General features: G+C 45.2%; 8 protein-coding genes. All 8 read right to left on the reverse strand.

Translation table 11 applies throughout. The features are described 5' to 3' along the window. Nucleotides 1–53 precede the first annotated feature (53 nt). Nucleotides 54–638 carry a CDP-diacylglycerol--glycerol-3-phosphate 3-phosphatidyltransferase gene (gene pgsA / locus EST42_RS01085; RefSeq protein ID WP_134643841.1) on the reverse strand — a complete coding sequence of 195 codons (585 nt, stop codon included), beginning with the start codon at nt 636–638 and terminating at the stop codon, nt 54–56. A 25-nt stretch (nt 639–663) separates the two neighbouring features. Continuing rightward, a complete protein-coding gene (locus EST42_RS01090) occupies nt 664–1,575 on the reverse strand; it encodes a helix-turn-helix domain-containing protein (protein WP_134643842.1) in 912 nt (303 codons plus the stop codon). A gap of 56 nt (nt 1,576–1,631) precedes the next feature. Further along, a complete protein-coding gene (gene yfmH / locus EST42_RS01095; protein WP_134643843.1) occupies nt 1,632–2,918 on the reverse strand; it encodes an EF-P 5-aminopentanol modification-associated protein YfmH in 1,287 nt (428 codons plus the stop codon). Further along, on the reverse strand, nt 2,911–4,173 hold the full coding sequence (yfmF, locus tag EST42_RS01100; RefSeq protein WP_134643844.1) for an EF-P 5-aminopentanol modification-associated protein YfmF: 1,263 nt from the start codon (nt 4,171–4,173) through the stop codon (nt 2,911–2,913). The genes yfmH and yfmF overlap by 8 nt, the downstream gene beginning before the upstream one ends. Nucleotides 4,174–4,644: 471 nt before the next feature. Next, nucleotides 4,645–6,147 (reverse strand): gluconate:H+ symporter, encoded by a 1,503-nt coding sequence (locus EST42_RS01105; RefSeq protein ID WP_134643845.1) that lies wholly within the window; start codon nt 6,145–6,147, stop codon nt 4,645–4,647. A 403-nt stretch (nt 6,148–6,550) separates the two neighbouring features. Next, nucleotides 6,551–8,380 carry a pyruvate oxidase gene (gene spxB / locus EST42_RS01110; protein WP_134643846.1) on the reverse strand — a complete coding sequence of 610 codons (1,830 nt, stop codon included), beginning with the start codon at nt 8,378–8,380 and terminating at the stop codon, nt 6,551–6,553. Nucleotides 8,381–8,577: 197 nt separating this feature from the next. Then, entirely contained in the window at nt 8,578–9,957 is a 1,380-nt protein-coding gene (locus EST42_RS01115) for a gluconate:H+ symporter (RefSeq protein WP_134643847.1), read from the reverse strand. Between the two features lie 123 nt (nt 9,958–10,080). Then, nucleotides 10,081–11,622: a gluconokinase gene (gene gntK, locus EST42_RS01120; protein WP_134643848.1), complete on the reverse strand. Its 1,542-nt coding sequence runs from the start codon at nt 11,620–11,622 to the stop codon at nt 10,081–10,083. Between the last annotated feature and the right edge of the window lie 3 nt (nt 11,623–11,625).

Below are 11,625 nucleotides of genomic sequence, written 5' to 3' on the forward strand. Positions count from 1 at the left end.
ACAAAAGGAGGCAGGGTGACACATTAGGTGTCACCCTACCTCCCAATTATGACTTACTTAAAGCCGTCCGAGAAAACATCTCGGTTCTTATAGAAATAATCAATTCCCGAATAAATCGTTGCTAACAACGCAATCCAGATCATAATCATGGCAAATGGGATATCGGCCATAGCAAACACGATATCGTGTAGCAAGAAGAATGAGATAGCAACCATTTGAGAAGCCGTCTTAATCTTACCTGGCATGGCAGCAGCCAATACCTTACCGTTGTTTTCAACAATCAGCGTGCGCAACCCGGTAATCGCCAATTCGCGAATAACGATAATGGCAACCATCCAAGCAGGTACCCAGCCAAATTGCACAAAGAAAATCAATGCGGTCATTACCAACAGCTTATCAGCTAAAGGATCGGCAAACTTACCAAAGTTCGTCACTAGCTTATACTTACGAGCAATCTTACCATCCGCCAAGTCAGTTAATGACGCCACAATGAAGATAATCGCGGCAACCAAGTGTGTTACTGGCAATTGTGCGCCCGAAACTTGTAATGTTCCCCAATCCAATGGCAATGCCAATACCAGCATAAACACTGGAATCAAAATCATACGAAACAGCGTAAGCTTGTTAGGTAAATTCATGACTGTTAACGCTCCTTACTATCATTTAGCGGGCAAACGTCATTGCAAGGTTCCAGACCGTTGCATTGTTTGCCATCAAGTCAACTGACTTGCCATCAAGTGATACTGCTGTCGCAGCTGCGTTACCAATTGAAACACGTACACCAGGAACGGTTGCTGGAATCTTGACATCTTGGTTCCCGTTTGCTTGCAATGTACCGTTCCACAAAACGGCACCTGATGCATCGCTCACTTGAATCCACGAGGCACCTGTCGTTTTCAAGTTCAACGTCAATTCCTTGTTAGCTGGGGTCTTTACAGTGCCGTAGTTAACGGTGTTCCCAGTTGCTTGACCAGCACCCAAGTCAACAGCATCTTTATCCTTCTTCTCAGATGATGCAGAAGATGACTTCGCAGCTGATTCCTTTGATGCGTCCGTTGATGACTTTTCAGCATCTGATGACGTTGATGATGACACCTTTGACGTTGTTACAGAAACTGATGACGTTGTGTTTTCTTGCTTAGCTGAGCCAGCAAATGAAGCAACTAGCGCCCAAATAATGCCAATAATTGCCACCACGGCAACCCCAATTAAAATCTTTGGTAACATTTGGCGCGTCTTTTCGGCCGTTGATTCTTCAACTTGGTGCATGCCAGCACGCGTCACGTTATCTGAATCCACACGTGCCCCTCTCAAGTCTGGTTCAACCGTTTGCGTTTGAATATCATGATTTTGCATAAATTCCGTCACGTCTAAGCCAACAGCTGACGCGTATTGGCGGACAAACGCGCGTTCGTAGAAAGCACCAGGCAACTGGTCGAATTGACCATTTTCAATGGCTGCTAAGTAGCGCTTTTGAATTTTTGTTGATTGTTGAATATCGTCAAGGGATAGCCCCTTATCAAGACGAGCATTTTGTAGCTCTTGTCCGATTACGCTGTTGCGCTCTTCGTTCATTAGTCTCTCATCCTTAACTTTTTATTGTCATTATAATTGCATATAGGCCTATTCTATCACATGTCCAAAGCATTTGGCGTTGCAATTACGGTTGTTAACGCACTGACTTGGGCATTTCTTAAGATTTCTAATACATCTGTAAACGTCAACGCTTGCAAAATATTAATTTCATCACGTAATGTCGCAAAATCAAAGGTTGATCCTTCAAAGCGGGTGACAATTTCTTCAAGTTGATTCAACTTGTTAATTAAGCGGCCCAAGGCATCTTTCTTAACTAATTCGAAATCTGCTTGCAAAGACTCAAAACGATCAGCCATATTCTCCAATTCATCAGTGACCGCATCAATTAATTCATCAGCCTCTGGTGTTTCGGCAGCAATGGTCAAGAATGCCACACCACGCTCCCAGTCAAACTCTGCACTGAACGAATCGTCAATCATCCCTGAGTCATACCAAGTCATGTAGGTTGGTGAGAATTCCCCAAAGACCAAATCAACTGCTAAACTACCCGCAATTGCAATCCGCAGCGCTTCCCGACCAGTCGGCATATCAGCGCCATCATACCAACGTTGTCCCATCGCTACCTTTGGACGAACAACATCCATTTCGACCTCTAAAATATCATCACTTACTGGTTGTAGCTCGTGAGTTGGCACCAAAACTGGCGCCACAGCGGACCTTTGACCAGCTGGTGATGCGTTAATTAGAGCACGAACTGTTGTTTCATCAAAAGCCCCCGCAATCACAACATCCATGTTGTCTGGACGATAGAATGCGTCAAAGGCCAACTGTAAATCTTCGGGTGTCACGCTATGAACTGATTCAGTCGTACCGGCAATATCGTCGGCCATTGGATCATCCTTAAATAGTTGGCCTAAAATCAAACGATACAATCGCGCATTCGTATCGTCTTGATACATATCAACTTCTTGCGAAATGATATCCTGCTCACGTGCAACGGATTTCGCCTCAAAATAAGGTTCCTGAGTAAACGTTAACAACTCCTTTAACGCCTCATACTCATTCGCTGGTGCAGTCAAAAAGTAACTGGTCCGGGTCTGCGTTGTAAACGCATTGGCATTCGCCCCTAGCTCACTCAACCGTGAGAATGCATCATAACCAGGTTGCGCAAATAATTTGTGCTCCAAAAAATGGGCAAGGCCGGCTGGTTGTTGCACTAGTTGCCCGTCCTTTTCAAAACTTTGATCTCGGGCGCCAAAATCAACCGTCACCATGGCAACCATTTGATGGAAGTCTGGTCGTGGTAGAAGATGGAGACGGAGACCGTTCGATAACGTTTCATGACGCTCCTTAGGCGCAAAACGTGTCACAGCATCAGTCATTTTGGGTCCCTCCCACTAATTCATAATGCAGTTGTTTTTTGACTGCGTTCGCAACATGTTGTACTTGTTGTGCGGTAACAGACTCAACAGCTGCCAACCACTCTTCAGCCGTGGTGTGATAACCGATTAATTCCTGATTCTGCAATCGCTCTGTGATGCGACCTGGTTGGTCCAAGGAGGTCACATAATCTGCCTTCATCAAACGTTTAATCATGGCAAGTTCATCGTCACCAACTAATTCCGTCTGTAGGCGGGTCAGTTCCGCGTCAATTCGTTGCTCAGCTTCACCTAATTCGGCATGATCCACCCCGGCCTCAACCATGAGTAACCCGGTGTATGGGTTGTAATCTGAATAGACAGAGTAGGCCAAACCAGCTGACTCACGTACGTTCATAAACAAACGAGAGACAGCTAAACCACCAAACAATGCATTAAACACAAAGCCTTGGAAACGATTCGTCTGCGCAATATGCAATTGATAAGCCAAAATCAGGCGAGCTTGGTTCACCTTGTCAAGCTCAACCACCTGCTTGACCGCATCTTTTTCTGGTTGCTCATAATAGGGATTCCCGACAATAGCACGACCTGTCAGTGGCAATTGTTGTACCGCCTGCGTAACTGTCACAACGTCAACATCACCCAAAACAATAATATCAACGCGATCATGTTGCATCGTATCAAACCAGGCATCCCAGGCTCCCTTGGCAGTGACCCTTTTAAGCAAGTCAACAGTACCGTAAGCCGGCAATGCCTGCACTGGATCATCGAAATAAGCATTGATGGCTTGCCGAGCCGCATAGAACGGCTTTTCTTCCTGTAAGCCAGCGATTTCATCAAGTGAGATTTCACGCTGGCGTTCAAAAACAGTTGGATCAAATCCTTGCTCTGCATCACCGAGTGGCGCGCACATCATCTCACGGATAAAGGCAAATCCATCAACCAACAAACTTTCTGAATCCGGTGCAAACGAATCGTGCACCAACGTCATTCGTAGCCGTAATGTGTGCAATGCACCGGTCTTCAAAACATCTGTGCCAAATGACGCACCATAGAGTTCACTCAGCGCGCGGGCCAAAGTTGTTTGTGAAGGATATTTTTTCGAAGCTGTCTCCAGCATATTGCTGGCAAGGACACGACCGCCCAAAGAAGTCGCATCATGTTGGCGCGTGAAATTAACGAGAATTCGGGTTGTGGCAAATTGCTGGCTAGGCAGTACGTGTAAAAAAACGCCTGGCTGTACAGTTACGGTGGTCAATGGCAATACCTTCTTGTTTCCAAACTAAATGCGCGTAATTGAGACGCGCCCTTGTTTTGTTGTAGTCCGACTGTGTCATACAGACACGTTAGTTACTTTAAGTATACCTTTCCGGACCATGTTTTACCATCGCTTTTATGCCTGAGTATCCTGCTCTTCTGGCCGCATCATTTGGAAACTACGCAAATGACGCAAAAGCGTTGAAATCATCATCAACACTGCAATCACCAGCATAACAACTGTTAACAGCGTGACAATCCAACCACCGATTTCCAGGACCGAAACATGAAAAATATAAAGTAAACAGAAAAGCCCCGTTGTGTTATATCAGGCCCAGCGGACCCACTTATTATGCCAAACCTTCATGACCTATCCCCTAAAAGTATTTTAGAAAAAATTATTATAGACATAATCGCAAATAAAAATACCCTAACTTTGACTGAAGTTAGGGTATTTTATGACATGTGTAAATTATGAGAATATAGCTGATAAAATCAAGATAACAATCAAACCAACAACTGAAATGATTGTTTCAAGAACAGTCCAAATCTTCAACGTTTGTGGTACGTCCAAATCAAAGAATTCCTTGAACATCCAGAAACCAGCATCGTTAACGTGTGAGGCTGCCAATGAACCAGCACCGATAGCAAGCACAACAAACGCTGGATTAACCGCGGTTTGGTTTGCAACCAAAGGCGCCACAATTCCGGCCGTTGTCAAACCAGCAACCGTAGCTGATCCAACAGAGACACGCAAGATAACCGCAATCAACCATGCGAAGATGATTGGTGACAATGATGTGTGTGAGAATGCCGTGGCAATCGCAGTTGAAATACCACCGGCTGTCAATATTCCCTTGAAGGCTGCACCACCACCGATAACCATCAACAAGTTAGCGATGGACTTCAATGCTTCTGACATTGAGCCACCAACTTCTGCCATCGTACGTCCTTGCTTTGGTCCCATTGACCAGATAGCAAAGGCCATTGCAATAACCATGGCAATCACTGGGTTACCAAACATGGCAATCACACGGTCAAGCGTTGATGGGTCCGTCAAGTAACCGTGACGAGATGAAGCAGTCATCGCCTTCCAAGCTGTATCCCCAACCACGCCTGAGTAAACCTGCTTACCACCATTGTGGGCCAAAGTGTAAACCGTTGAAATTAACATGAAGAACACAGGCATCAATGACGTCAAGATCGACAAGCCAAACGATGGCGTCTCTTCCAACTTAAACGTCTTAACTTCACCGATTGCATCCAAGTGCTTTGTAATTTTGAACGCCTTTGGCTCAATCTTACGCACGAAACGGGTGAACAAAGGTCCTGCTACAATCAACGCCACAATCGCAACGATGATTCCGTACATCAAGACAACCCCGATGTTAGCACCCAATACGTTCGTCACAGCCGTTGGTGATGGCTGTGGTGGCAAGAATCCTTGGGCTGCTGACAAAGCAGCGGCCATTGGAATTCCAAGATACAATAATGATACGCCGGCTTCCAAAGCAATTGTGAAGACGATTGGAATCAAAACAACCAAACCAACTTCAAATAGCAATGAAATTCCGATAATAAATGAGGCACCCGCAACCGCCCATTGCAACTTTGACTTACCAAACTTGTTAATCAAAGTTGTTGCGATACGGTATGAACCACCAGCATCAGAAACCAAACGGCCAATCATTGACCCGAAACCAAAGACAATGACCAACTCACCCATTGTGCCACCGATACCACTCTTAAGCGCATCGGCAATACCAGCTGGGTTCATTCCCAAACCAAGGGCCACAAGGATTGATGTAATAATCAATGACACGAAAGTGTTAACCTTGGCCTTGAGAATCAAAAATAGCAAAATAGCGATACCCACCACTAGGACCAAAAATGGCCAAACGTTCAAGCCGTTTGACATCCATTGGTACAAACCTGTTGAAGGATCAGTAGTGAGGCCTGCAAGTACAGAAAACATTCCAAACACCTCTACAAATAATCTCAAAAAATATCTCTTTAAATTTCATGAAATCGTTTTCATAAAACCAACTTTAAACAGTATACACCTTTAGAAATCGTTTGCGTACAAAAAGTTCGTGATTTTTTGCATATTCAGTATTTCAGTTACGTGTTCTGTTTTTGTCCACCATTTAGGAATGCACCTGTTGGTCGCCGCTATTCATGAAAGCCCACACAGACCACGGAGCCTTAGGAGGGAATTATTTGCCCCGCTGAATGGCGTCCGCGTCATTCGGTTGCCAATCTTTTGAACAATGGCGTAAGGCACAATTCGTCCCTGTTGCTCGTGCGAAAGCACGACACGCACTAAAAAAAGAAGCACCCACACAACGGTAGGTGCTTCATATTTATGAGCTAATTAATTAGAAGTTGTACTTCATATCTTCGTCGTTAACCTTAACGACTCGTGACTTTAGCCCCTCTTCTTCAAGGAACTTACGGAATGGTACAAGTTCTTGGGCATCAAAGCGCTCCTTAAATGCCTTGATTTCTTCTTCAGTTGCAAGCGCTGGATCAAGCTTCAAACCTTCGACAGGGATTGGACGCTCCTTCGTAATCTTGGCATCAACAACTACGACACGACCTTGCTTGTAGTAATCAACAGCTTCTTGCATCACCTTATCGATGTCAGCAATGCTGTTAACGGTTAAACCAACAGCGCCTTGGGCTTCAGCAATCTTAGCATAATCAACATCACCAAAGTCAACAATTTCATCGTTACGGTACGTGTTGGTATCCTCATACTTATCCTTGATGAAGCCGTATTGTGTGTTCGTCATCACCACGTTAATAACTGGCATGTTGTAACGAACTGCCGTTACGATATCTGAATCAGTCATCGCAAAGGCACCGTCACCGGCAATGTTAAAGACTTGACGATCTGGGAAGACGTTCTTAGCACCAATTCCACCAGGGATGGCAATACCCATCGTAGCAAACAATGGTGACGTACGCCACATGTTCTTAGACGTCATGTGCAAGTGACGAATTGACATTTGCGTCGTGTCACCAACATCAATTGAGAAGATTGCGTCTTCGTCAGCATACTTGTTGATGGCGTTGTAGACTTGGTATGCCTCTAATGGGCCTTCTGTCTTCGTCTCAATCTTGTGCATGTAGTCGCGCCAGTTTTGCGCATCCTTCAACGCAGCATTCCACCAAACTGACTCAGCAACTGGTTCAACCTTCTCCAAAAGTGCCTTAACTGCCAAACCAGCGTCAGCCAACATGGCGACGTCAGCCTTGTGGCGACGACCAAGACGGGCTGGGTTGCTATCGATTTGGATAAAGTGCTTTATACTGGCCATAAAGTTCTCAACTTGTGAGAATGGGTAGTTGTTACCGATGAACAAAACAGTGTCTGCTTCAAAGATGACATCATTTCCTGACTTCCAAGCAACACGGCCAGCTGAACCCATCAAACCTTCGAAGTCATAATCGAACGCTTCATAACTTTTAGCGGTCGTCAACACTGGTGCCTTCAATTTACGAGACAACTCTTGCACAAGCTCACCGTGACCGATTGTTCCGAAGCCAGCATAAATAACTGGACGCTTCGCATTCTTCAAAATTTCAACGGCTGCATCAACATCAGCTGCTTCTGGTGCAACAGGCTTATACTCCTTGTAGATATCACCAGAAGAGTAAATTGGGTTAGCATAGTTCATCTCAGCGTCAATTTCAGCAAAGCCGAAATCAGCAGGCACTTCAAGAACCGCAACTCCCTTCTTTGAAATTGCTGTACGGATGGCATCATCAATCAGGTATGGCAATTGCTCCGGTACCGCAACACGCTTGTTGTAAACCGCAATGTCGTTGTACATAGGGTTTTGGTTCAATTCTTGGAAGGAATCCATCCCCAACTCACGTGATGGCTTTGAACCCAAGATGGCTAAAACTGGCGTTGCGTCCATTGCAGCATCATACAAACCATTAATCAAGTGCGTGGCACCAGGGCCACCAGAACCAACAGCAACCGCCATCTTTCCGCTAAACTTGTATTGCATAGCGGCAGCCATACTTCCAACTTCTTCATGCTTTACTTGAATAAACTTAATGTTATTTTCAGGGTCACTCATTGCGTTCATCAAACCGCTCAAAGTACCAGAAGGAATACCGTACACCGTATCGATACCCCAACCTTCCATAACCTTCAATGCTGCCAAACCGGCAGTAATCTTCTTATCTGACATTGAGACAAGCCTCCCGTTTTAAAAAATCAGTAAAATTTCATTTCCTAATCAATACAACCAGGCAGTGAATGATATCTAATAATTTACAACTATTAGTCTGACACTATCGCCCATTTAAAACAAATAAAAAGGGCCATTTTTCAGAATTTTGGCGTACAAAAACCCATCAGCGGACTGATGGGTTTAATAAATGTTAATTAAATCAAAATCATGGCCATGATTAGGATGACAACCATACCAACTAAGGAAATGATTGTTTCCAAAACTGTCCAGATTTGGAACGTTTGCTTAATCGTCAAGTCGAAAAACTCTTGGAAAATCCAGAATCCAGCGTCGTTAACGTGCGATGCAATCAATGATCCAGCGCCAATTGCCAAGGCGACCAAAACGGCCAACGTTGGGTTGTTTTGTGATTGCACGATTGACAACACGATACCAGCTGCCGTCATACCAGCAACCGTTGCTGATCCAACAGAGATACGCAACACTGCGGCAACTGCCCAAGCGAAGATAATAACTGTGATAGCTGACATGTGACCGTTAGCTTGGAACAAGCTAGCAACCTTATCAGACAAACCACCAGTAACCAATACACCACGCCAGGCACCGCCACCACCGACAATCAACAAGATACCGGCAACCGCTGACATACCATTGTTCAATGAGTCACCAATTTCCTTGGCTGACTTCTTTTGCCAAACACCCATTGAGAAGATGGCGAACAACAAAGCAATCGTCATGGCCACAGCTGGTGTTGCCATGAATTCGATAACCTTGTCAAAACCGTTTGGATTCTTTGGCGTTACACCACCTGTGTAGATCATCTTGTAAACTGTCGCAATGATCATAAAGATCAATGGAAAGACTGACGTGATAACTGACAAGAAGAATGATGGCGTCTTGTCCAAATCATATTCCTTAACTTCGCCGACAGCCTTAATTTCTGTCTTGAATTGGAATGCGTCGGGTGCATACTTTTGTGCCAACTTCGTGAACAAAGGTCCAGCAACCACGGCTGTAATGATCGATACAACCAACCCAAGAATCAACGTCAAACCGATGTTAGCACCCAATGATGTTGCAACGGCCGTTGGTGCAGGCTGTGGAGGCAAGAAACCTTGTGCTGATGACAAGGCAGCCGTCATTGAAATACCAAGGTATAGCAATGGCACACCTGCCTCAATCGCAACAGCAAATACGATTGGAATCAACAAGACCATTCCGACAACGAAAATCATTGAAATTCCGATGATAAATGAGGCAATCAAAACAGCCCATTGTAGACGCTTGATACCAAACCAGTTGATCAACGTCTTCGCGATACGGTATGAACCACCCGCATCCGCAACCAAACGTCCAATCATACCACCGAAGATGAAGATAACGGCATTAGATCCCAAGATATTACCCATACCTTGGTCACCCAAGACAGCACTTGGGACATCCATTGGGTTCATTCCCAACAACAAAGCCAAGATAAACGCCGTCACAACCAATGATACGAACGTGTTCAACTTGAACTTAACAATCAAGACAAGCAATATCAGAATTGCAATTGCCAACATAACGAATTCCATCGTTCAAAATACTCCTTAAAATAGGTAAATTATACCATTCAAAACAAACGCTCACAGCACGGGCGTAAAGTCACGTGCTGCGAGCAACGTTTTAATTGTTTATCTGTTTAGTCGAAAACAAGTTTACTTGTCTTCCTTCTTGACGTGCTTACGTTGGAAGTTCGCAATATTTGCGTACTCCGTTTGCAATTGACGTGCCAAACGAATAAAGATTGGCGTCAACTCACGGTAAACTTCGTAGTTTTCAGGGTTTGGTGCATACGTATTTGACTCACCAACCATGTCGGCAATAATATCCAAGCTATCTACCATTCCCAAAGCCTTTTGTGCCATAACCGTCGCAGCCAAAGCACCTGACTCAAAGGCCGTTGGTACCGTAACAGGTTGCTCAAAGATATCTGCCGTCATTTGACGCCACAAAGCTGAACGGGCAAAACCACCAGTTGCTTGCACAGACTTCAAGTCACCAACAACTTCTTCCAAAGCCAAAGCAACCATGTAGATGTTGAAGATAATCCCTTCAAGTACGGCACGAACCATGTGGGCACGCGTGTGATTGTGTGTCAAACCAAAGAATGAACCCTTAGCATTGGCATCCCAGATTGGGGCACGCTCACCACCCAAGTATGGGTGGAATAACAAACCATCAGCACCAGCTGGAATCTTCGACGCGATTTCCGTCAACAAATCGTACGTATCAACACCCATCAAAGCAGCCGTTGACTTCTCAGCATCAAACATCTTGTCGCGGGCCCAGCGGAAGACATCTCCACCGTTGTTAACTGGTCCACCGACAACCCAGTGATCCTTGTCCAAAGCATACGTAAACGTACGTCCCTTAGGATCAATCTTGGGTGCGTCAGTCACAACACGGATGGCACCTGATGTACCAATCGTTACCGCGGCAACTCCAGGTTGCACAGCGTTAACACCCAAGTTTGACAAAGGACCGTCACCAGCACCGTAAATGAATGGCGTATTAATATCCAAGCCCATCACAGCGGCGTACTCGGCAACCATACCCTTTTCCATCTCGTAAGGTTCAACTGCTTGTGGCATTTGTCCCTTCTTGATACCAGTCACTTCAAGTGCTTGCTCATCCCAATCCAAATTGAAGATGTTGAACATACCTGTTCCAGAAGCAATTGAGATGTCCATCTTGTTAGCACCAAACAAACGGTGGAACAGGTATTCCTTAATTCCCAAGTAGTGAGCCGCATTGTTGTACACGTCAGGCTTTTCATTCTTCAACCACAACATCTTTGACAATGGGGCCATTGGGTGAATTGGTGTACCCGTCTTGCTGTAAATCTTTTGGCCCAAACCAGTTGACTTCAACTCTTCCGTGTACTTAACTGCACGCGTGTCAGCCCACGTGATAACACGTGTCAAAGGCTGCCAATCAGCGTCAAATGCAATCAGTGAGTGCATTGCTGAACTGAATGACACACCCAAAATCTTGCCACCGTTTGCGCCGCGCACTACTTCTGTCATTGCGTCGACGAAGGCTTCCCAAATTTCGTTTAGGTCCTCTTCGGCCATGTCTGGCTCATCACGGTACAACTTGTAACCTTTGTTGGCACTGGCAATCACGTGACCTTCAGTGTCAAACAAAACTGCCTTAGTTGACGTTGTTCCCAAGTCAACTCCGATCAAGTATTCCATTGT

This window comes from Weissella cibaria, from assembly GCF_004521965.1.
In the GTDB taxonomy this organism is placed as follows: Bacteria; Bacillota; Bacilli; order Lactobacillales; family Lactobacillaceae; genus Weissella; species Weissella cibaria_A.